The organism is Kitasatospora hibisci (genome assembly GCF_043950205.1).
Taxonomy (GTDB): Bacteria; Actinomycetota; Actinomycetes; order Streptomycetales; family Streptomycetaceae; genus Kitasatospora; species Kitasatospora hibisci.
Window position 1 is genome coordinate 4,571,878 of the sequence record NZ_CP171642.1, and the last position, 20,882, is coordinate 4,592,759.

The 20,882-nt window shown below is 75.9% G+C and carries 21 protein-coding genes and 1 pseudogene; 14 read left to right on the plus strand and 8 right to left on the minus strand.

All coding sequences use genetic code 11. From position 1 onward, the window contains the following. Both ACF9IK_RS19745 and ACF9IK_RS19750 read right to left on the minus strand, forming a co-directional pair. Positions 1-576, minus strand: coding sequence for a TrmH family RNA methyltransferase (locus tag ACF9IK_RS19745; protein WP_395295504.1), 576 nt, complete (start codon positions 574-576; stop codon positions 1-3). Then, positions 573-1,214, minus strand: coding sequence for a class I SAM-dependent methyltransferase (locus tag ACF9IK_RS19750; protein ID WP_395295505.1), 642 nt, complete (start codon positions 1,212-1,214; stop codon positions 573-575). Before ACF9IK_RS19750 ends, ACF9IK_RS19745 begins: the two co-directional genes overlap by 4 nt. A 248-nt stretch (positions 1,215-1,462) precedes the next feature. On the opposite strand from ACF9IK_RS19750, the gene ACF9IK_RS19755 reads away from it, so the two are divergent. Further along, positions 1,463-1,657, plus strand: coding sequence for a hypothetical protein (locus ACF9IK_RS19755; RefSeq protein WP_395295506.1), 195 nt, complete (start codon positions 1,463-1,465; stop codon positions 1,655-1,657). Between the two features lie 65 nt (positions 1,658-1,722). Here ACF9IK_RS19755 and ACF9IK_RS19760 read toward each other — a convergent pair whose 3' ends face one another. Both ACF9IK_RS19760 and ACF9IK_RS19765 read right to left on the minus strand, forming a co-directional pair. Continuing rightward, positions 1,723-4,245, minus strand: coding sequence for a lysylphosphatidylglycerol synthase domain-containing protein (locus ACF9IK_RS19760; RefSeq protein ID WP_395295507.1), 2,523 nt, complete (start codon positions 4,243-4,245; stop codon positions 1,723-1,725). A 99-nt stretch (positions 4,246-4,344) separates the two neighbouring features. Beyond that, complete coding sequence (locus tag ACF9IK_RS19765; RefSeq protein ID WP_395295508.1) at positions 4,345-5,106, minus strand: SDR family oxidoreductase; 762 nt, start codon at positions 5,104-5,106, stop codon at positions 4,345-4,347. 251 nt (positions 5,107-5,357) lie between these two features. On the opposite strand from ACF9IK_RS19765, the pseudogene ACF9IK_RS19770 reads away from it, so the two are divergent. From ACF9IK_RS19770 to ACF9IK_RS19785, 4 genes and pseudogenes are all read left to right on the plus strand, one after another. Continuing rightward, positions 5,358-5,498, plus strand: a pseudogene (locus ACF9IK_RS19770) (transcriptional regulator); the annotation flags it as partial. A gap of 193 nt (positions 5,499-5,691) precedes the next feature. Continuing rightward, the gene (locus ACF9IK_RS19775) at positions 5,692-5,958 is read left to right on the plus strand and encodes a UBP-type zinc finger domain-containing protein (RefSeq protein WP_395295509.1); all 267 of its coding nucleotides are present in this window, start codon (positions 5,692-5,694) and stop codon (positions 5,956-5,958) included. A gap of 116 nt (positions 5,959-6,074) precedes the next feature. Further along, positions 6,075-6,341, plus strand: coding sequence for a hypothetical protein (locus ACF9IK_RS19780; RefSeq protein ID WP_395295510.1), 267 nt, complete (start codon positions 6,075-6,077; stop codon positions 6,339-6,341). A gap of 671 nt (positions 6,342-7,012) precedes the next feature. Continuing rightward, on the plus strand, positions 7,013-7,996 hold the full coding sequence (locus tag ACF9IK_RS19785; protein ID WP_395295511.1) for a sigma-70 family RNA polymerase sigma factor: 984 nt from the start codon (positions 7,013-7,015) through the stop codon (positions 7,994-7,996). On the opposite strand, the gene ACF9IK_RS19790 is transcribed toward ACF9IK_RS19785, so the two are convergent. Then, positions 7,904-8,365 carry a hypothetical protein gene (locus ACF9IK_RS19790; protein ID WP_395295512.1) on the minus strand — a complete coding sequence of 154 codons (462 nt, stop codon included), beginning with the start codon at positions 8,363-8,365 and terminating at the stop codon, positions 7,904-7,906. The two genes, ACF9IK_RS19785 and ACF9IK_RS19790, sit on opposite strands and share 93 nt — an antisense overlap. Positions 8,366-8,513: 148 nt before the next feature. Here ACF9IK_RS19790 and ACF9IK_RS19795 point away from each other — a divergent pair, with 148 nt between their 5' ends. The 4 genes from ACF9IK_RS19795 (at position 8,514) to ACF9IK_RS19810 (ending at position 10,842) form a co-directional block, all read left to right on the plus strand. After that, on the plus strand, positions 8,514-8,951 hold the full coding sequence (locus ACF9IK_RS19795) for an SRPBCC family protein (RefSeq protein ID WP_395295513.1): 438 nt from the start codon (positions 8,514-8,516) through the stop codon (positions 8,949-8,951). A 122-nt stretch (positions 8,952-9,073) separates the two neighbouring features. Further along, positions 9,074-9,571: a MarR family winged helix-turn-helix transcriptional regulator gene (locus ACF9IK_RS19800; protein WP_395295514.1), complete on the plus strand. Its 498-nt coding sequence runs from the start codon at positions 9,074-9,076 to the stop codon at positions 9,569-9,571. A gap of 125 nt (positions 9,572-9,696) precedes the next feature. Beyond that, positions 9,697-10,152 carry a hypothetical protein gene (locus tag ACF9IK_RS19805; RefSeq protein WP_395295515.1) on the plus strand — a complete coding sequence of 152 codons (456 nt, stop codon included), beginning with the start codon at positions 9,697-9,699 and terminating at the stop codon, positions 10,150-10,152. A 198-nt stretch (positions 10,153-10,350) separates the two neighbouring features. Further along, the gene (locus ACF9IK_RS19810; RefSeq protein ID WP_395295516.1) at positions 10,351-10,842 is read left to right on the plus strand and encodes an NUDIX domain-containing protein; all 492 of its coding nucleotides are present in this window, start codon (positions 10,351-10,353) and stop codon (positions 10,840-10,842) included. Between the two features lie 62 nt (positions 10,843-10,904). Here the strand turns inward: ACF9IK_RS19810 and ACF9IK_RS19815 are convergent, their stop codons facing one another. The 3 genes from ACF9IK_RS19815 to ACF9IK_RS19825 all read right to left on the minus strand — a co-directional run bounded on the left by ACF9IK_RS19815 (position 10,905) and on the right by ACF9IK_RS19825 (position 13,478). Beyond that, positions 10,905-11,642 carry a tyrosine-protein phosphatase gene (locus ACF9IK_RS19815; protein WP_395295517.1) on the minus strand — a complete coding sequence of 246 codons (738 nt, stop codon included), beginning with the start codon at positions 11,640-11,642 and terminating at the stop codon, positions 10,905-10,907. Positions 11,643-11,801: 159 nt separating this feature from the next. Next, positions 11,802-12,521 carry a VC0807 family protein gene (locus tag ACF9IK_RS19820; protein ID WP_395295518.1) on the minus strand — a complete coding sequence of 240 codons (720 nt, stop codon included), beginning with the start codon at positions 12,519-12,521 and terminating at the stop codon, positions 11,802-11,804. Between the two features lie 261 nt (positions 12,522-12,782). Next, positions 12,783-13,478: a hypothetical protein gene (locus ACF9IK_RS19825; protein WP_395295519.1), complete on the minus strand. Its 696-nt coding sequence runs from the start codon at positions 13,476-13,478 to the stop codon at positions 12,783-12,785. A 433-nt stretch (positions 13,479-13,911) separates the two neighbouring features. On the opposite strand from ACF9IK_RS19825, the gene ACF9IK_RS19830 reads away from it, so the two are divergent. From ACF9IK_RS19830 to ACF9IK_RS19850, 5 genes are all read left to right on the plus strand, one after another. Beyond that, the gene (locus ACF9IK_RS19830) at positions 13,912-14,808 is read left to right on the plus strand and encodes an RNA polymerase sigma factor (RefSeq protein WP_395298620.1); all 897 of its coding nucleotides are present in this window, start codon (positions 13,912-13,914) and stop codon (positions 14,806-14,808) included. Then, the gene (locus ACF9IK_RS19835) at positions 14,805-15,899 is read left to right on the plus strand and encodes a hypothetical protein (protein WP_395295520.1); all 1,095 of its coding nucleotides are present in this window, start codon (positions 14,805-14,807) and stop codon (positions 15,897-15,899) included. The genes ACF9IK_RS19830 and ACF9IK_RS19835 overlap by 4 nt, the downstream gene beginning before the upstream one ends. Before the next feature lie 310 nt (positions 15,900-16,209). Then, positions 16,210-16,815, plus strand: a complete 606-nt coding sequence (locus ACF9IK_RS19840; protein WP_395295521.1) for a hypothetical protein — start codon at positions 16,210-16,212, stop codon at positions 16,813-16,815. A gap of 120 nt (positions 16,816-16,935) precedes the next feature. Further along, positions 16,936-19,236, plus strand: a complete 2,301-nt coding sequence (locus tag ACF9IK_RS19845; protein ID WP_395295522.1) for a bifunctional polysaccharide deacetylase/glycosyltransferase family 2 protein — start codon at positions 16,936-16,938, stop codon at positions 19,234-19,236. A 14-nt stretch (positions 19,237-19,250) separates the two neighbouring features. Next, positions 19,251-20,858 (plus strand): protein kinase domain-containing protein, encoded by a 1,608-nt coding sequence (locus ACF9IK_RS19850; RefSeq protein WP_395295523.1) that lies wholly within the window; start codon positions 19,251-19,253, stop codon positions 20,856-20,858. The last annotated feature ends 24 nt before the right edge of the window (positions 20,859-20,882 follow it).

Here is a 20,882-nt window from a genome sequence, read left to right on the forward strand (position 1 = left end):
TCACTCGTCGTCGAAGTCCGGGCCGCCGTCGGCGTCGCCGTCCGGGGTGCCGCTGATCGCGTAGCCCTGGCGGCGCGCCTCGTAGCAGGCCACCGTCGCGGCGGCCGAGACGTTCAGCGAGCCGACCCTGCCCAGCTGCGGGACGAACACCACCTGGTCGCAGAGGCCCAGCGCCTCGGGCGTGATGCCGCGGTCCTCGTGGCCCAGCACGAACGCGACCGCCGGGGTCAGCCGGGCGGCGAACATCGGCACCGCCTCGTCCGCCAGCTCCAGGCCGACCACCTTGAAGGCGTCCGCCTTGGCGGCGGCCACCGCCTCGCCGACGGTGGCGAAGTGCTCGACCTTGAGGTACTTGTCGGTGCCCATCGCGGCCTTCTGCGCGCCGGCCGAGCGCACCGACGGGGTGTCGCCGGTGAGGTACAGCTTCTCGGCACCCATCGCGGCGGCGGTCCGGACGACCGAGCCGACGTTGAACGGCGACTGCAGGTTCTCCAGGATCAGCGCGAGCCGGAACTCGTTGCTGCGCCGCCACGAGCGGTGCAGCCGCTTCAGTTCGGTCCCGCGGAGCTGCTTCACGTCGTCGTACCTCGTCCACTCTCGGGGCCCTCGCCCTCCGGGCGGGGCCGCGCTTCCAGAATCCGGAACCCGTTGACCGACGTGACCCGGGTGGTCGGGTAGCCCTGCTCGTTGAGCCACTTCTGCAACGAGTCCGAGCCCAGGTTCTTCTGCACCACCAGGAACGCCGAACCGTCCGGGGTGAGCCGGCCGAGCCACTGGTGCAGCAGCCGGCGCAGGGCGGCCTTGCCGATCCGGATCGGCGGGTTGGAGTAGATCGCCGCGAACCGCTGGTCCGCCGGAACGTCCTCCGGCAGTGCCGCCTGCACGTTGCCCAGCCCGAGCCCCTCCGCGTTGAGCCGGACCAGCTCCAGCGCGCGGGTGTTGACGTCCACCGCCCAGACCGGCAGCCGCTTGCGACGGGTCGCCCAGGTCAGCGCGATCGGGCCGTAGCCGCAGCCGACGTCCAGGATCGGGCCGCGGACCCGCGGCGGCGGTGCGTGCTCCAGCAGGATCCGGGTGCCCGGGTCGAGCCGGCTGCGGGAGAACACCCCGCTGTCGGTGGTCAGTTCCAGGGTGAGGTCCGGGAGGGTCACCGTGATCGGGCGGCGGTCGCTCTCGACCTCGGGTGCACCGGTGAAGTAGTGCGAGCCGGACATGATTTCCCCGTCGTTCGTAAGGGCCTCGGGGCCACCGGGTGGGTGTGGGTAAGCCCTGTTGGTACGGCACTGATCGTACCCCCGGGCGGCCCGGCCCCCGGATTCCGTCCGGTTGCCCCGGGGCCGTCGGGCGGGCCCGGCAACACGCCGGGCGGCCGTCGGCGCATCGCGCCGGGGCAGCGGTCGGCGGATACTTCCAGTACCCGGGGCGGGCCCGTGGGAGCCTCCGAGCAGCAAGGACGGATGCCATGCCGCAGAATCACGAGGACTACCTGGACGAGGTCGCCGAGGTGGTGGAGTCGGACGAGGAGCCCGAGGAGGGCGACGAGTACGACGAGCTGGCCGAGCGCCGCGCGCTCGGGGCGGACCCGGCCACCGAGGTCGCCGACGTCGCCGAGCAGAGCCGGATCGTCCAGCTGGACGAGGACGAGTACCGCGAGTAGTCACGGGAGGCCCCGCCGCAGCCGCGGGCGGGCGCGGCAGCCGTGCCGGTCGTGCCGGCCGTCCGCTACAGCGCGCCGCGCCGTTGCAGCCAGGTGAAGGCGGCCCATCCCGGCAGCACCGGCAGGACCAGCGTCAGCAGGCGGTAGAGCGCCACGGCTGCCAGTGCGCCGCCCTCCTCCATCGACGCGGAGTGCTCCAGCAGCGTCACCAGCGCGCTGTCGACGGCGCCGGCCCCACCCGGAGTCGGCGCCGCGTTGCCGACCGCGTTGCCGATCAGGAAGACCACCGCGACCGCGGCGAAGGCCGGCTCCCGCCCGACCGCCCGGGAACAGCAGTACAGAGAGGCGACCAGGCAGAGCGAGACCAGCAGTTGGCCGGCGACCCCGACCGCCAGCCGCCCCGGACTGCGCAGCAGCTCCACCAGCCGGGGCAGCACCTCGGAGGTCAGCGGCCGCAGGCGGGCTGCCAGCCAGCGGCGGGCCGGTGGCACCGCCGACACCAGGGCCAGCAGCACGCCCGCCCCGACCAGCCCGCCCACCACGGCGGGCAGCGCGTCCAGCTCCGAGCCGCCGGGCTCCATGCCCATCAGGTAGACGAACGCCCCGAGCTGCAGCAGGTGCAGCACCAGCCCGAAGAGCTGGCCGACGCCCACGCTGGACAGCGCCTGGGCGGTCGGGATGCCGGCCCGCTGCAGGAACCGGGTGTTCAGGGCCACCCCGCCGACGCCGCCGGGCGAGACCAGCTTCACGAAGGAGCCGGCGACCTGCGCGTACACCGCGTTGCGGAAGTCCAGCCGCTCGGGGACGAAACCGACGAAGCCCATCGCGGCCGTGACGTGGCTGGTGGCGGCGGCCAGCAGGGCCAGCACCAGCCAGAGCGGGTCGGCGTCGGCGACGGCGGCGATCGGGTTCTGCTCGGTCGCGAAGAGCTGCGGCAGCAGCAGCCAGCCGGCCACCACACCGCCGCCGACGGCGAGCAGGGTCCGCGGCCGCAGCCGCTCCACCTTGACCGCCCGGACCGGCGCCTGCGGCTGCGTGCGCAGGACCTCGGCGCGGATGGCGTCCAGCAGCTCCGCCGGCGGCGCGGGGGCGGTCGCCGGCTGCGGCTGCTCCGCCGCGGCGGCCCGGGCGGCCGCGGCCGCCCGCCGGAGCTCCCGCCGGGTGGTGCCGGCGAGCGCGATCGGCTGGAGCAGCGGGAGGGCGGCGCCGACGGTGTCCGCGCCGAGGACGGCCACGGCGGTGCGCACCGCGCGCTCGGCCCCGGTGCGCAGGGCGAACGTGGCGAGCAGTTGGGCGGTGTCGCAGCGCAGCACCAGGTCGCTCGCGGCGATGTCGCCGTCGGCGAGGTCCACGAGGTGCACCGCGCCGTCGTCGTCCACCAGCAGCGCGGAGGGGACCAGTGCCCGGTGCGAGATCTCCCGTCGGTGCAGCAGCGCGAGCTGGGACCACGCGTCGGTGAGCAGCGCGTCGGTCAGCTCCTCGTCGGGCACCCGGTCGAGGGTGCGGCCGGGCAGGTACTCGTAGGCGACCAGCGCGGTGTCGCGGCCGAGCTCGGCGGTGGCGGCGATCCGGCGGGTGCGGACGCCGGCCGCGACGGCCGCGTACGAGACCAGCGCCTCGTGCTCCAGCCCGGTGCGCAACGAGCGCAGCGCCCGGGGGTGCGGGGCGGTGCGCAGCCGCATCCGGCGCCAGGCGCGCTGGACCAGGGCGGCGGTGACGGCCTGCCGGTCGAGCAGCTGGACGTCGAGGTCGGGACGGCCGGGTTCCTGGGTGACCAGGTAGCGGTCCGGGCCGGCGGGCCGGGCGGCGACCGGGCGCAGCCCGGCCTCGCGCAGGCTGCGCATGAGCTGCGCCGGCCTCGGCCGCGGGTCGGGGGTGCCGACGGCGTAGCTGGTGCCGTGCGCGGCGGTCCAGCCGATCAGCAGTCCGAGCAGCAGGGCGGTGGGGGTGGCGTACCCGGCGGCCAGGCCGGCGAGGGCGGAGGCCGCGAGGGTGAGCCGGGGGAGCCGGCGCTCGCGGGCGCCGGAGGCGGTCAGGAAGGCGAGCACCGGGGCGAGGTAGCCGTAGACCGGTTCGGTGTGCGCCAGGCCGCCGCCGGGCAGCCGTTGGGTGAGCGCGGCGACCAGGGTCGGGGACGCCGCCTCGTCGACCCAGAGGTCGAGCGCGAGCGAGATCCCGTAGGCCACGACGGCGGCCAGCAGCCCGTCGGAGAGGTGCTGGAGGGTGCGCCGGCGGTCGGCCGCGGCCGAGGTCAGCCGGCGGGCCGCGGAGTAGGCGGGGACCAGCAGCAGGGCGGCGGTGGTCAGGCCCCCGGCGAGTCCGGCCAGGGTGCGAGGGACCAGTTCGGCCGCCTGGGCGACGTCGCTGGCGATGCCGGAGGTGGTGGCCCGGGCGTAGTCGGCGAGCAGCAGGGTCAGCGTGATCGCGGCGACACCGGCCAGCAGCCGGATCAGTGCCACCGGCTGGCGGACCCGGCCGGTGGCGGCCGGGCCGGGCACCCCTTGCCCGCCGGGCCCGCTCGGCCCGGGTATGCCGCCGGACCGGGCACCGCCCGTGTCGCTGTCCACTCTCCCCGTCACGATCGCCACGGTTGGCATGCTCCCACGGCACGGCCCGGGCGCGGCGGAGAACCCTCGGCCCGGGCCGGCGCACCGGGCGGCACCGGGCACCCAGGCCTGCCGGCCCGGTCAGGCCTGCCGAGTGGGCAGGGCGACCAGGTGGCGCAGGTTGACGTGCCGGGGCCGGGTGACGGTGTAGCCGATCAGGTCCGCGATGTCGTCGGCGGTCAGGGCCGGGATCACGGCGAACATCCCGCCGAGCTGCTCGCGCAGCACCGGGTTGTCGATGTGTCCGCCGAGCTCGGTGTCGGTCAGTCCGGGCTCGATCGCGCTGACCCGGACGTCGCGCGGGCCGAACTCGGTGCGGAGCGCGGTGGAGAGCTGGGTCAGCGCGGCCTTGGTCGCGCCGTAGACGGCGTAGTCGGGGAAGGCGACGTGCGAGGCGATCGAGGAGACGTTGACCAGGTCGGCCGGGCGGCCCCCGGCGGCGGCCTCGGTGAGGTCGCCGGCGAAGGCGCGGACGATCCGCAGCGCACCGGTGAGGTTGGTGTCGATCATGCGCGTCCACTCGTCGATCCGGCCGTCGGCGACGGGGTTGGGCAGCATCACACCGGCGTTGTTGACCACCAGGTCGACCGGTCCGAACGCGTCGTGGACGGCCTCGACGGCGGCGTCCACCGAGGCCTGGTCGGTGATGTCGGCGGTGACGGCGAGCGCCCGCCCGCCGGCGGCGCCGATCTCGGCGGCCAGCGCGTCCAGCCGCTCGGTGCGGCGGGCGAGCAGTGCGACCCGGGCCCCGGCGGCGCCGAGCAGGCGGGCGGTGGCCTCGCCCATGCCGCTGGCGGCTCCGGTGACGACGGCGGTGCGGGTGGCGAGGGCGGGGTAGCTCATCGGGTGCTCCTGTTCGGGTGCTGCCGGCGGTCGGGGACGCCGGGCGGGCTCGGTCGGTGCGGGCCGCCGCGGGGGGTCCCGCCGGGCCGTGGCGGGCCCGGCGGGAACCACTCTGTTCGCGCCGCGCACGGGCGCCCAGGGCTGCGTCCGACCCGGGACGGCGCAACCCGGGACGGCGCAACCCGGGAAAGGCCATCCTGGGAAAGCCGTTACCACCCTCGCCCGGGTCGTCCCGGTCTGCGCTGCCCGGCGTGGAGAACACCGTGGGGGACGTCCTCCGTCCGCGCCGGTCCCGGATCCGGCCCGAGGAGGTCGGCCTGACCACGCACGGCCGCCGCCGGGTGCAGGGACTGCGCCGCGAGGAGCTCGCCCAGCTCGCCCAGCTCGCGCTGCTCGCCCTGCCGGCGAGCTGGCGCGCCGACGGCGGGCCCGGCGACCCGCGTGCCGAGGGCACGCGGGCCGGGGCGGCGCGGGCCGGGGCGGCGCGGACCGGAGGAGCAGGGGCCCCGGGCGGGCCGGTGGCGCACTGACCGGCGGGGCGTGTCTTGGCCCCGCGGGCCGGGGCGCCGTCACTACCCTGCGTCCATGAGCGCCTGCGAAGACCTCACCGCGGCACCCCTGGACATCGACCCCCTCCCGCCGGCCGACGGCTGCGCCGACTGCCTGGCCCAGGGGCGCCGGGACTGGGTGCACCTGCGCATCTGCCTGGACTGCGGCCACATCGGCTGCTGCGACTTCTCGCCGCAGCGGCACGCCACCGCGCACTTCCACAACAGCTCCCACCCGGTGATCCGCTCCTACGAGCCGGGGGAGGACTGGCGCTGGTGCTACGTGCACGAGGTCATGGGCTGAGCCCCGACCGGGTGGGCGGACCCAGGTGTAACCCGGCCGGAATCCGGACATAACGCCCGTGCGGCCCTCCCGGCCGACGCTTGTCCGGGCCGGAGACCGCCGAAGGGAGGCCCACGATGGCCAAGTCGATGCCGAGCAGCACCAAGCTCCGCCGGGGAACCCAGGACCTGCTGGAACGGCGGGGCATGGCGACGAGCCCGAGACCGCTCCCACCGCGGCTGCGGACCGGCACCCCGTCCTCCGCCGGTGCATCCTCGGGTGGATCCGCCTTCCGCCACGGCGGGCGCGACGTCGAGGTGGCGGCCATGCACTCCGCTCCCGCGATGCACGCCGAGCTCAAGGGCCACCGCCACCGCGGAGCGGAGAAGCACTCCGCGCACTAGGGTCCGGCGGGCGTCCCGTCCGCGCCCGCCCGCCCGGCGGGACCGGACCGGCCCGCGCGGCGGACCCGATCCCCGGGGGCGGGAGCCGATGACCGGCTCCCGCCCCTCACGCATGCTCGGCGACCGGCCCGGGGCCGTCTCGGGGTCGGCCGGGGGACGGCCGGTGGACGGGCGGGGGACCGTCCTGGACGGCCGGGGCGCCCGGCTCCCGCAGACCCGTTCCCAAGGGCGATCACCGCCCTTCGGGCGAGAGCTAGTTGGAGCTTTGGACGGTGAACACCCCGCCGTTCCCGGTCCGCACGCCACCGCCTTCCCCGACGCGCCCGGCCCGGACGGCGGACGGGTGGGCGTCACCGAGCAGAGCCCCTGGCCCCCGGGGGGCATGATCTCCGCCGCCGCCGACCCGGACCGGTTCATGACCGCACCGCCGCACGGCCGGCTGCTGCCGCCGACCCGGCAGGCGGTGCCCTTCCGCGTCCCGGACGTGCCCGCCGACCGGGACGAGAGCCGCGAGGTCGGCCCGACGGCCGGTCACACCTGCTTCGGCCGGGGCCTGACGAGCGCCACCGTGCGCACGGGGCCCGGAGTCCGCGCCCTCGGCAGGCCGGGTGTCGGTTCCCCGCGGTACGGTCGGCTCGATCGTTGGCGGTGGGTGGACACGGGGGCGCGCGATGGCCGATCTGATGACCGGGGTGGAGGAGCCGCTGGAGCTCCGGCTGGAGCGGTACCGGAGGGAACTGACCGGCTACTGCTACCGGATGCTCGGCTCGGTCTTCGAGGCGGAGGACGCGGTCCAGGAGACGATGGTCCGCGCGTGGCGCGGCCACCAGGGCTTCGAGGGGCGGGCCGCGCTGCGCTCCTGGCTCTACCGGATCGCGACCAACGTCTGCCTGGACGCGCTGAACGGCCGCAACAACCGGGCCCGTCCGATGGACCTGGCCGGCCCGTCCACCGTGGCCACCGCGAGCGAGGCCCAGCGGTCCGAGGTGTTCTGGATCGGGCCCGCGCCGGACGGCCGGGTCCTGCCCGAGACGGGGGACCCGGCCGAGGTGGCCGCCCAGCGGGAGTCGGTGCGGCTGGCCTTCGTCTCCGTCCTGCAGCGGCTGGCGCCGAGGCAGCGGGCGGTGCTGATCCTGCGCGAGGTGCTCGGCTGGAAGGCCGCCGAGGTCGCCGAGCTGCTGGGTGTCACCGTGGCCTCGGTCAACAGTGCGCTGCAGCGCGCCCGCGCGGTGCTGGCCGCGGACGCCGCGGCCTCCCGTCCCGCGCCGGCGCTGGACGACGACCACCGGGCACTGCTGGCCCGCTACGTCACGGCCTTCGAGGCGTACGACATGGACGGTCTCGCGGCCCTGCTGCACGAGGACGTCACGCTCAACATGCCGCCGTACGAGATGTGGCTGCAGGGGCGGGGCGAGATCCGCGCGTGGATGCTCGGTCCGGGCTGCGGTTGCCGGGGTTCGCGGCTGGTGCCGGTGGAGGCCAACGGCAGTCCGGCCTTCGGGCAGTACCGCCCGAGCCCGGAGGGCGGCCACGAGCCGTGGGCGCTCATCGTGCTGGAGGTGTCAGAGGGTCGGATCACCGGGCTCACCAACTTCCTCGACACCGACACGGTGTTCCCGCTCTTCGGGCTGCCGCCCCGGCTGGACGCCGAGTAGGGCGGGGTCCGCGCCGAGCGGGTCGCACCGGGGCGGGGCGTGCGTCGCGCCGACCGGATCGTCGTCCGGGTCCACCGGCAGCACTCCGGCGAGGCCGGCGAACGCGAGCAGCTCCCGCAGCGGGCCGCTCGCGTTCCTCAGCACCACCCGGACGCCGTGCCGGGCGGCGGCGAGCCGGAGCCGGGCGAGCGCGTCGACGACGGCCAGGTCGGCGGCGTCCGGGCCGGCGGCGGGCAGGGCGCCGAGGTCGCAGGCCAGCCGCGGTTCACGGGTCGGGTGCGGGGCGCGGGGTGGCGCCGGGGCGGGCATCGACGGTGTCCGGGCGGGGGCCGGCTCCGGGGCGGGGGGTGTCTCTCGGTAGGTGTCCACGGAGGTCAGACCGGCTCGGTGGGCGCGGCTCATCGGCCCGCCGGGAGATTCGCCGAAGAATTCCTCCGGGGAGCGATGAGTTCCGGCCGCGCTCCCGGTCCAACCCTGTGAGAGCGACACACCGAAACGCGAGCGCGAGGAACACACCATGACCGAGAACCCCGGTGAGCTGACCGTCACCCGCGAGCTGCCCGGCACCGCGGCCGCCGCCTTCCGGGCCTACCTCGACCCGGAGCAGTTCGTCCGCTTCTGGGGCCCGGCCGGCATCCACGTCCCGCTGGACACCGTGACGATCGAGCCGCGGGTCGGCGGGCGCTACGACAGCACGATGGTCGTCGACGCCACCGGCGAGCGGTACCCGATGAAGGCCGAGGTCGTCGAGCTCCGCGAGGGCGAGCTGCTGGCCGTCGTCGAGGCGAGCACCGGGATGCGCTCCACGCTGACCTTCCGGGACCTCGGCGACGCCCGCACCGAGGTGGTCCTGCACCAGACCGACGTGCCGGACCGGTACAACGGCCCGGACGCCGTGGCCGGCCTCAACTCCAGCTTCGACCGCCTGGCCGAGCACCTGGCCGGCCGGGGCTGATCCGCGGCGTTCGCGGGGTGCGCTCCGGCCGGCCCGGGCCGGGTGCACCCCGCCGGGGACTGGAGTGGCGAAGTCCGCGAAAATAGTAGCCATGGCAACAGTAGCCATGTACTGTATTCGTCATGAGTGAGAACGTGATTCCGCAGAAGGGCCCGACGCCGGGCTTCCTGGTCTGGCGGCTGTCGACGCGGTGGCGCACCGCCGTCGACCGGGCGCTGGCGCCGCTGGGGCTGACCCACGCGCAGTACACGCTGCTCGGTTCCCTGCACGGGATGCACCGGTCCGGGCAGCGGCCGAGCCAGCGCCGGCTGGCCGACCACACCGGGCTGGAAGCGCTCTACGTGTCCAAGATCGCCCGGTCGCTGGAGGCTTCGGGCCTGATCGAGCGGACTCCGGACCCGGCCGACACCCGCGCGGTCCGGCTCTCGCTCACCACCGAGGGGGAGCAGGCCGCCCGCCGCGCGGTCGCCACCGTCCAGCTGCTGCTCGACCGGCTGCTCGCGCCGCTCGGCGGCCTGGACGGGGAGCGGACCGCGGCGTTCGCGGCCGAGCTGACCGCACTGCTCGACGTCCCGCTGGACGTCGCGCTCGACATCCCGCTCGACGACCAGCTCGGCTGACCGTCCCGCCGGACGTGTCACCGGACTGCACTGCCCGTCTGCACTGCCGAGCCGCGCCATCGGCCACCCGAACCGCCCAGCGCGCCTGCTCGACGACCTGCTGGATCTGCTGAAGGAGTGATCTCATGTCCACCTCTGTCGCCGTCCTCAACGGCCGGACCATCGGCCTTGCCCACTACGCCACCCGCGCCGTGGCGGAGACCGTGTTCGAAAGCCTCGGTCTGACCTTCCACCAGGAGGTCGCGATCAACGGCCTCGGCGAGCAGCCGGAGGGCGTCGCCACCCGCGACCACCTGATCACCCGGCTCACCGCCGGGCTGAAGATCGACGACGCGGCCGCCGCCGCAGTGATCGAGCAGTTGCTCGACGCCGGCCTGGCGACCGCCTCGGGAGGCGACGGCGACCCGGCCGTCCTCGCCCTCACCGACGCCGGGCGCGAGCTGCACGGCCGGATCCAGGACGGGGTGAAGCGGATCGTGGCCCAGATCTACGGGGACCTTCCCGCCGAGGACCTGGCCGTCGCCGCCCGCGTCCTGACCGTCGTCACCGAGCGCGCCAACGCCATCCTGGCCGAGGCCTGACAGCCGCGGGTCGGCGCCCGCCCCGGCACGGGTCCTGTCCCTGTCCCGTGTGCCCCTGCCCCGTGCGCCCGTCCGGCCGAGCTGTGCCGGGCGGGCGCGGGCGTGCCGCCGTCCGGCCGACGGGAGGCGGAGCCGGATGGCAGAGTGGGCGCGGAGGAGTGGGCGCGGAGACCCGTTCCGCATCGGAGGAGGACCGTCGTGTCGGCTGAGCCGTTGAAGTCCCGGGAGGAGTGGCTGGCGTCCCTGCCGCGGATCTATGCGGCGGCCGGCTGCGTGCTGCGCGACGAGTCGGGTCGGATCCTGATCGTGAAGGCGGGCTACCGCGAGCACTGGCAGTTCCCCGGCGGGACGATCGACCTCGGTGAGGGGCCGGCCGAGTGCGCGGCGCGCGAGCTGGAGGAGGAGACCGGCATCGTCCGGTCGGCGGGCGACCTGCTCGCCATCTCCTGGACCCATGCGTCCGGTGAACTCGACCACCCCGCCGAGCACTTCCTCTTCGACTTCGGCACCGTCCCGGACGGCACCCCGGTGACCGTCCCGGTCGGCGAGCTCGACGACCACTGCTGGGCCACTGATCAGGAAGCGCTCGAACTCCTCGGCCCGGCCCGCTCGTTGCGGCTCCGGGCGGCGATGGAGGCCGCCGTCGACGGGCGGGTTCGGATCGTCACCACCCACGTGTCCGGCTTCTGAGTGCCGGTGCGGGCCCCGGCTGCCCGGGGCGGCCGCGCGGCGCCCAGGGTGCGCGGCGGGCGTCAGTCGCCGAGCAGCCGGGCGCGGACGGCGGCGAGGTCGGCCGGGTCGACGCCGGCGGCGCGCAGGTAGCCGGTCGGCTCGAAGCCGTCGAGGGCGGCGAACAGGGCGGCCTCGGCGGTGGTCCCGGCGTCGGCCAGCACCGCGTCGATCCGGCGGTACTGGTCCGGCAGGCCCAGCATGCCGTACAGCGGGCGGACGTTGGGGGCGCTGAGCAGGTAGTCGGCGACGATCTCGGTGGGCTCCACACCGGCGAGGGCGAGCAGCACCAGGGCGGCCAGGCCGGTGCGGTCGCGGCCGGCGCCGCAGTGCACGACCAGCCCGCCGGGCCGGGCGCCGGCGACGGCGGTGACCAGTTCGGCGGCGGCGTGCGGGCAGTGGTCCAGGTAGGGGCGGAACGCGAGCGGGGTGCCGTCCAGCTCTCCGTAGGTCTCCCACCAGGCGGAGCCGGCCAGTTCGTCCAGCGGGACGCGGACCAGCTCGACTCCCTCGGGCAGCGGGAGGAGCGGCTTGTACTCGGCGATGTCGCGCAGGTCGACGACGGTGCGTATGCCGTGGTCGAGGAGGGCGTCCCAGCCCTCGGCGGTGAGACGGTCCAGGTTGTCGGCCCGGACGACGGCGCGGTGGGCGGTGCGTGCGCCGTCGATGGTCGGGAGCCCGCCGAGGTCGCGGACGTTCAGGCAACCGTCCCAGACCAGGGTGCGGTCCTCGGTGGTGGTCAGCGCGTCCGTCCGGCTCATCGGGTTCCCCGTTCTCGTCGGGGGTCCGTTACCCCCTCGTTATAGAGAGGACTCCCGGGCCGTCCCGATGGTTCCTCGGCGTCGCCGGCCGTTCGACGGGCCGTCAGCGGATCTTCGTGGGCGGATGGACCGGGCCGGGCGTTCCGGCCTGCACGTCTCTCAGCGCTCGGTGGGGCGGGCGGCCTCGGCGCGGACCAGCTTCTCCATCGGGTCGGCGGCGATCTGGCCGAGCACGGCACCGGCGGCGATCGCACCGACCAGGAAGACCGTGGAGAGCCAGGCCATGGTGGAGACCGGCAGGGTGAACGCGCCGACCACCCGGGCCACGCACTCGGTCAGCAGGGCGGTGCCCCAGATGGTGGAGAAGAGCCGCTCGTGGCGGCGGAAGCTGCGCGAGCTTGCCGCCCGGCCGCCGGCCAGCCGGTGCCAGGCGTCGGAGCGTGCCCGGTCGCCCTTGGTGAGGAAGGGCATCAGCGCCGAGGACATCAGCGGCCGGCCGAGCAGCACGGAGCCGAGGATCGCCAGCGCGATGGTGGCGCTCAGCGCGCCGTCCTTGGCCAGCATCAGCCGGGCGTCGCCGGTGACGGTGGTGAGCGCCAGTCCGACCACGTTGACGCCCAGCATCATCGAGGCCCACAGGTTGAGCCTCCGCTCGCGGAGCAGGCCGACGGTGGTCCGGACGGCCGGGATGGCGCCGCTCCACGCGAGCGCGGCGAACTCGCTCATGCCGAAGGCGGAATGCAGCAGGTAGTAGCCGGCCAGCGGGGCGGCGACGTCGAGGACGAGCGGGCGGAGGGCGGAGGCCGGGGCGTTCGGCGCCTTCGCGGCGGCGGCCGGAGCGGTGGCGGTGACGGCGGGGGCGCTGAGGGTCTGGCTCACGGTGGGTCCTCCCCGGACTGGGCGGTCGGTCGCGGGCCCGGTGCCCGCGTCGTGCCTCCAGTCTTCCGGCCCGACCCTCCGTCAGAGCAGTGTCGTCCGTTGCGGGATCCGCATGACAGTTGTCACGGTCCGCGTCATGACAGCACCTCCGAGCTGCGGCTTCTCCGTCGGCGCGCGCGGTCCGGGGGCACGCCGTCGGGGTGCGCGCCCCGGGCCGCGGCAGCGCGCCCGCGGGCAGGATGCACGGAGCGGAACCGGGGTTCAGGACGGGAACGACCAGAGCTCGCGGCCGAGGGTGTCCAGGCAGCGCACCGTGTCGAAGCGGTCGTCCCCGGCCGAGCGGAAGCCGCGGGCGACGCCGTGCAGTACGGTCCGCGCGACCGCGTCCGCCCCGCTCCAGGCCCCGGCCAGGACGAGGTGCCCGTCGACCAGCTCGGCCCGCTGGATCCGTGCCACCGCGGCACCCAACAGGACGGCGTTGACCTGCTCCAGCTCGGCGGGGGAGAGGTAGGTCTCCCCGCCGCCGGTGCGGTCCCGCTCGATCCGGCGCAGCAGTTCGGGCAGGCCGTAGTGGCGGACGGCGGAGACCGAGTCGTCCAGCGCGACCCGCCAGCGGGGGCCGGGCAGCACCTCCCACCAGACCTCCTCGCCGACCGGCAGCACGTCGCCGATCCGGGCCCGCCAGACCTCGATGCCGTAGCCGGCGCGGGGGTCCGGGCGCAGGCCGGGGAGGGCCGCCGCGGCCCAGTCCGCCTTGCGCACCAGGCTGAGGCCGAAGGTGTAGCGCACCCGGTCGTCGAGGCCCGGCCCGATCTGCTCGACCAGGCCGAGCAGTGCCCAGTGGGTCCGGTCGGGGAGGCTGAAGGTACGGCGCCACCCGGCGAGGCCCAGGGCGCGCAGGGCCGGCGCGAGGTGGTCGCGCAGTCCCTTCGCGTAGAGCTCGCGGGAGGTCGTCATCGTGGTTCCGGTCGTGGTGAGGGGTGGCGTACGGGGCGGCGGCGGTCGCGGGCCCGTGCCGGGTCGGTGCCGGGCTTTCGCCGGGCGTGCCGGTGGAGGGCGCAGGCTACCGGTGCCCACGGGTCCGGCCGGCCGGCGGTACGGGCCGGCCGTGGCGGTGAGGCCGGCACGGGTCCGCGGGTTCGGTCCGGACGGCCCGGCCGCTCTCCCCAGGGTAGGCAGCAGGCCGGCTGCGAGGCCGTGGGCGAGGCCTGCCGGCTGCCGGACCCGAGGCCCCTGACCTGCGGTGCTCGGTCCGGACGGCCGAAGGTCCGGCCGACCCCCGGGCGGCCTGTCGAGGAGTCCGGCATCGTACCCGGGGCCGGGCCGACGAGCGGGCACCGGAGCCCCCGATCGCCCCGGCGGGTCCGACCGGCCACCCGGATGGCGCATGATGTGGCGGGTGCAGAGTGCAGAGCGCCCGGGAGCGGGCACCGACAGCCCAGTCGGCCGGTCCGGACCGGTACCGACGTCCGGTCCACCACCCGGTCCACCGTCCGCCCGGCCCCCGGGTGCCGCCCCGACCGACCTGACCGCCGCCGTCCGAGCGGCACAGGACGGCGACGAGGAGGCGTTCCGGCTGCTGTTCCGCAGCGTGCAGCCGGGCCTGATCCGCTACCTCCGGGTGCTGATCGGCGGCCGGCCCGAGGACGCCCAGGACGCCGAGGACATCGCCTCCGAGGCCTGGCTCCAGATCGCCCGCGACCTGCCGTCCTTCACCGGCGACGGGGACGGCTTCCGCGGCTGGGCCGCCACCATCGGCCGCAACCGGGCCCTCGACCACCTGCGGGCCAAACGCCGCAGACCGGTCGCGGACCTCCCGTTCGAGTACCTGGGCGAGCTGGCCGCGGGGGACGACACGGCGGGCGCGGCGATGGCCGCCGTCGGCACGGCGGACGCGCTGGCGCTGATCTCCCGGCTGCCGCACGACCAGGCCGAGGCCGTGTTGCTGCGGGTGGTGATGGAGCTCGACGCGGAGAGCGCCGCGAGGGTGCTCGGCAAGCGGGCGGGGACGGTGCGGATGGCCGCGCACCGGGGGCTGCGGCGGCTGGCCAAGCTGCTGGAGCAGCCCTTCGCGTCCGGGGTCGGGATACCGGCGCAGCCCACGGCGCAGCAGGCTGCCCGACGGGCGGCCTCGACCACGGTGCAGCAGCCGACCGGGCAGCCGGTGCCGCACCAGCCGGGCCGGGTCGGACGGGGTGCCCGGCGGGGCTCCGGAAAGTCCGGCGAAGAAATTTCTTCGCAGGGTGTGACAGAACGCAGGGCCGCGACGCTGAAGGACATGAGATGAGCACCAACCGATCCCGTCGGATCGACCGCGACACGGCCGAGCAACTGCTTGGCGGTGCCGTGGGCGGCCCGTCGGCCGGGCAGGACGCCTCACTCACCGGACCGGACGTCGGTACCGGGTCGACCGGACTGCCCGAGGGCGGGCCGGTGGACCGGGTGGCCCGTGTCCTGGCCGCTGCCTCCGCCCCGGCGGTGGCGGAGGAGCTCTCCGGCGAGGAGGCGGCGCTGGCCGCGTTCCGGGAGGCCCGTCTCGCGTCCGTCCCTGCTGCACCCACACCCGTCCGGAGACGATCGATGGCAACCGCCGCGCTGGCCAGGGCCTTCAGCACGAAGGCCGTCGCCGTCGTGCTCGGCGCCACCGCGCTCGGCGGGGTGGCGGTCGCGGCCGGTACGGGCAACCTGCCGTCGGCGCTCGGCGGCGGCTCCGAGGGCCGGGGCCGGATGCCGGCCGTCCCCGCGGCCACCGGGACGTCCGTACCGGGGACCGAGTCCGGCGCGTCGGGCGGCTCCTCGGCCGCGCGGCGGCCCTTCGGCGACCCCTCGGCCACCGGCGGGCCTTCCACCGGGGCGGGCAGGCAGTCCGCGCCGGGTGCACCGTCCTCGACCCCGGCCAACGGGGAGACCAAGGGCGGTTCGAACGGCCTGGCCTCGCTCTGCCGCGGCTTCACCGACCGGACGGGCAAGGGCGAGCGCCCGCGCCTGGTCACGGCGGACCCGCAGTTCGCCGCGCTGGTCGCGGAGGCCGGGGGCCCGGACAAGGTGGAGGGGTACTGCGCGAACGTCCTCCGGCGCGCCGGCGAGGACGAGCACGGGAACTCCTCCCAGTCGTCCGGCGGCACCTCCGGCAACGGGGGCAACGGCACCGGCGGCGGCCAGAACGGCAACCAGAACGGCGGCCAGAACGGCGGCCAGAACGGCAACCAGAACGGTGACGGCGGCAAGACCTCCGGCTCCGGAGGTTCGGGCGGCTCCGGCGGGAACGGCGGCAAGGCCACCGGTACCCCCGCGCTGTCCCCGCTGCCGACGCTCACCGACCCGCAGCCGAAGCCCGACCACACCGACAAACCCGCCGAAGCCTCACCCAAGAGGTGACCCGAGACTCCGGATGGGCGGCGAGCGAATCCCCCCGGGCCCGCCGCCCATCCGGGAACGCACCACCGCAGTGCCCGCTCCACCCGCAGGCCGTACGACCCGCAGGACCCGCAGTAGCTCCACCACCCGAAGACCCCGGGTGGCCGGTCGGCTCCCCCGTGCCCACCGTCCACCCGGCCGGCCCCGGCCGGACCGCAGGCGCACCCCCCGGACGCGCCGCGGTCCGGACGGGACCGGAACCGTCGGCCCGTCCGCCCCGCAGTCGGGCGGGCCGACGGCCCGCGCGACCAGAACAGACCTGGACCCGACCGTGACCGTCACCTGGTACGACCACGAGCCGGCGGCCGGGGATCCGCTGCCCGGTTCCCCGGCCGCCACCCCTTCCCAGCAGGCCGCCGAGACCGCCGCCGCCCCGGTGTTCGTGGACTCCTCCGGCCGCCGCCAGCGGCGGGTCCGCCGCCTCGGCCTGCTGCTCGCCGTGCCCGCCGCCGGCTACCTGGTGCTGGTGGCCAGCACGATGCTGGGCGGGCCGAGCGTGAGCGCGCCGTTCCTGCCGCTGCCGCCCGCCCCGAGCGCCGCCCCGCCCGGGCCGGCCGCCGAGACCCCGTCCGAGGTGCCGACGATCCCCGGCACGCCCGGACCGGACAGCGTCCAGCCGGGCCCGGCCCAGTCGGCGACGGCCGGCCACCGGGACGCCCCGACGACTGCCGGCCGGCCCTCCGCCCCGGCGCCGTCCGCCCCGTCGTCCGCCCCGCCCTCCGCGGGGCCGTCCGTACCCGCCACGCCCGGCGGCAACGGCAACGGCAACGGCGGCGGGAACGCCACCGCGACCCCGGGCCACGGCCGGCCCACCGACGCGCCGGGCAACTCGGGCAACGGGGGCGGCAAGTCCGGCAAGCCGTCCCCGACCCCGTGACCCGCCAACCGCCCTGCTGACCCCGCCACCGGGCCAGCCCCGCCACCGTCCTGCTGCAGGCTCCACCTCTGGCCCTCACCTTTCCGGGCCCCGCCCCGGCCCTTCCGAAAGCACCCCACCGTGAGCCCCTCCCGCCGCCGCAGAACCGGCAGTCCCGGCCCCGCCAGCGTCCCGCCCGCCGCCCGCCGCGGCCGCCGGGGCGTCGTCCGCCAGGGCCCGCTGCGCACCCACTGGCTGCTGCTGACCGCCCTGCTGTTCACCCTGGCGGCCGCCCTGCTGTTGCAGGGCTACACCCAGCACCTCTACGACCACCGCCCCGACCCGGCCGCCCGGCCGGCGGGCTCGGCCACGGTCCCCGAGCAGGTCCGGAGCGGCGGACCGGTGATCGACGCGGCCGGTGCCGAGCCGCGGACCGCCGCGCCGCGCCCCGGCACCGTCGCGCTCACCTTCGACGACGGCCCCGACCCACGCTGGACCGCCGAGGTCCTGGACACCCTGCGCCGCAACGGCGTGCACGCCACCTTCTTCGTGGTCGGCACCGAGGCGGCCGCCCATCCCGACCTGGTCCGCCGGATCGTCGCCGAGGGCCACCAGCTCGGCGTGCACACCTTCACCCACGCCGACCTCGGCGCCCAGCCTCCCTGGCGCCGCTCGCTGGAACTGCGCGAGACCCAGCTCGCGCTGGCCGGCGCCGCCGGGGTGACCAGCTCACTGCTGCGCCCGCCGTACTCGTCCACCGCCGACGTGCTGGACGACTCCGGCTGGGCCGCCGTCCAGCAGGCCGGCCGCGAGGGCTATCTGACCGTGCTCACCACCCATGACAGTGAGGACTGGCGCCGCCCCGGCGTGGACGAGATCACCGACGCGGCCACCGCAGGGCGGGGTGACGAGGGCCGGATCGTCCTGCTGCACGACGGCGGCGGCAACCGCTGGCAGACCGTCGCCGCGCTGGACGCACTGCTGCCGCGGCTGAAGGCGCGGGGCTTCCGCTTCACCACGGTCAGCGAGTCGGTGGGCCTGCCGGATCCGGTCCGGCGGGCGACCTGGACCGAGCACTGGCAGGGCCTCGCGCTGATCCGCGTGCTGCAGGCCGGGGACTGGACCCTCACGGTGCTGGGCTGGCTGCTGTACGCGGCGGGCGCGGTCAGCGTGCTGCGCGCGGTGATCGTGCCGGTCGCCGCCCGGCGGCACAAGCGGCTGCGTCGCCGGCGGAACGCCTGGGGGCCGCCGGTCACCGAGCCGGTCTCCGTGATCGTGCCCGCCTACAACGAGTCGGCCGGCATCGAGGCCGCCGTCCGCTCGCTGCTCGCGTCCGACCACCCGGTCGAGATCATCGTGGTCGACGACGGTTCCACCGACGGGACCGCCGACCTGGTCGAGTCGTTGGGCCTGCCGTACGTCCGGGTGATCCGGCAGGCCAACGCGGGCAAGCCGGCCGCCCTCAACACCGGTATCGCCGCCGCCCGGGCCGAGCTGCTGGTGATGGTCGACGGTGACACCGTCTTCGAGCCGGACGCCGTCCGGATGCTGGTCCAGCCCTTCGCCGACCCGGCCGTCGGCGCCGTCTCCGGCAACGCCAAGGTGGTCAACCGGGGCGGGCTGCTCGGCCGCTGGCAGCACATCGAGTACGTGGTCGGCTTCAACCTGGACCGCCGGCTCTTCGACCTCGCCGAGTGCATGCCCACCGTCCCCGGCGCGGTCGGCGCCTTCCGCCGCTCGGCGGTGCTGGCCGTCGGCGGCGTCGGCGACGAGACGCTGGCCGAGGACACCGACCTCACCATGGCGCTCTGCCGGGACGGCTGGCGGGTCGTCTACGAAGAGCGGGCCAAGGCCTGGACGGAGGCCCCCGCGTCCCTGAGCGCGCTGTGGCGGCAGCGCTACCGCTGGTGCTACGGCACCCTGCAGGCGATGTGGAAGCACCGGGGCGCGCTGCGCCAGGGCGGGCAGGCGGGCAAGCTGGGCCGCCGCGGCCTCGGCTATCTGCTGGTGTTCCAGGTGCTGCTGCCGCTGCTCGCCCCGGTGGTGGACGTCTTCGCGCTGTACGGGCTGGCCTTCCTCGACCCGGTCCGGATCGTCGGCCTCTGGCTCGCGTTCCTGCTGGTCCAACTGCTGATGGCGGTCTATGCCTTCCGCCTCGACCGCGAGCGGCTCGGTCCGCTCTGGAGCCTCCCGCTGCAGCAGTTCGTCTACCGGCAGCTGATGTACCTGGTGGTGATCCAGTCGGTGTTCACCGCGCTGGCCGGCTCCCGGCTGCGGTGGCAGCGGATGCAGCGCTACGGCAGCCTGCGGGTGCCCGCGGGCCCGGCCGCCGCCGACGGTCCCCCGGAGCCGGTCGGCGCCGGCGTGGGCGGCCCCGAGGCGCCCGGAGGCTATCGTGCACAGGTGCACGAGGCGGTCCGGGGCCCCGGACAGGGCACGTGAGGGAGGCGGTTGGCGTGATCGGACGGGCGCTCAACGGGCGTTATGAACTCGTCGAGATACTCGGCGTCGGAGGCATGGCCACCGTCTACCGCGGGGTGGACCACGTGCTGGGCCGCCAGGTGGCCGTCAAGGTCCTGAACGGGGGCCTCGCCGACGACCCGCGCTTCGCCGAGCGGTTCGGCCGGGAGGCGCAGCACGCCGCGATGCTGGTCCACCCGAGGATCGTCATGGTCTTCGACTCGGGCGTGGACCAGGGCTCGCCCTACATCGTCATGGAGCTGGTGCAGGGCCGCTCGCTGGCCGCCGTGCTGGCGCAGCAGCCGGGCCTGCCGGTGGAGCGGGCGGTCGGGATCGCGGCGGCGGTCTGCGAGGCGCTGGCCGTCGCGCACGGAGCGGGCCTGGTGCACCGTGACATCAAGCCCGGCAACATCATGATCACGGACGACGGCGGGGTGAAGGTCGTCGACTTCGGCATCGCCCGGGCCGGCTCCTCCAGCAACCTCACCCAGACCGCGTCCGTCCTCGGCACCGCGGCCTACCTCTCGCCCGAACAGGCCACCGCCTCCGCGCTGGACGGGCGCACCGACCTGTACGCGGTCGGCTGCGTGCTCACCGAGATGCTCACCGGCGCCACCCCGTTCACCGCCGAGACCCCGGTGGCGATCGCGTTCAAGCACGTCAGCGAGCAGCCGCTGCCGCCGTCCGCCCGCCGGGCCGGCGTGTCGCCCGCCCTGGACGCGGCCGTGCTGCGGCTGCTCGCCAAGAACCCCGCCGACCGGCCGTCCGACGCGGCCGCCGCCCGGGCCGAACTGCTCGCCTGCGTGCCCGGGCTGGCGGTCGTGGACCCGACCTCCGAGCTGCTCGCCACCACGGCGCAGCCCACCCAGGCGCTGCCGCCGGTCCCGCCCGGGCTCGCCGCCCAGCAGCACACCACCCTGCTCCCGCCGCAGCCGGCCGCGGCCACCTCGGTGATGGCGCCGGTGCCGGTCGCGCCGCCCGGGTACGCCGGGCCCGGGGGCGGTCCGGCAGGCTTCGGCTCCGCCGGGTACGGCTCCTCGGGCTTCGAGCCGCAGGCCCGGGAGAGCCGCCGCAAGCCGCTGGTCCTCGGCGCGCTCGGCCTGGCCGGCATCGCGGGCGCCGCGATGCTCGCGCTCACCGCCTTCGACGACCCGGGTACCCCGACCGCCCCGGCTGGCAGAACGGGGCAGGCCGTCGCGGCCCCGCCGAGCCCGACCGCCGCGCCGTCGACCCTCACGCCGTCGACCGCCGCGTCCACCACCCCGGCCGCGACGCCCACCGCGGTCCCCTCGACGACCCCGCCGCGCAACCAGGGTCCGGCCGTCCAGCTCAACGCCCTGCGGCAGGCCGTCGCGCAGACCCAGGTCGGCAAGGAGCGCGACCGCCAGATCGACCTGCTGCACACCCTGGACGACGCGGCCGCCCGTCTCAACCAGGGTCAGCCGGACGACGCAGCGCAGGAGCTGAAGGGCGCCCAGCGGATCGTGCGGGACCTGGCGAAGAAGCGCGCCGTCGACGGCCAGACCTCCCAGAACTGGAACTCCCGCCTCAGCGCCCTGATCACCTCGCTCAACGCCGCCGCCGACCGCGACGACACCGGGTGACCGTCCCGCGGTGGGCCCGGCGAG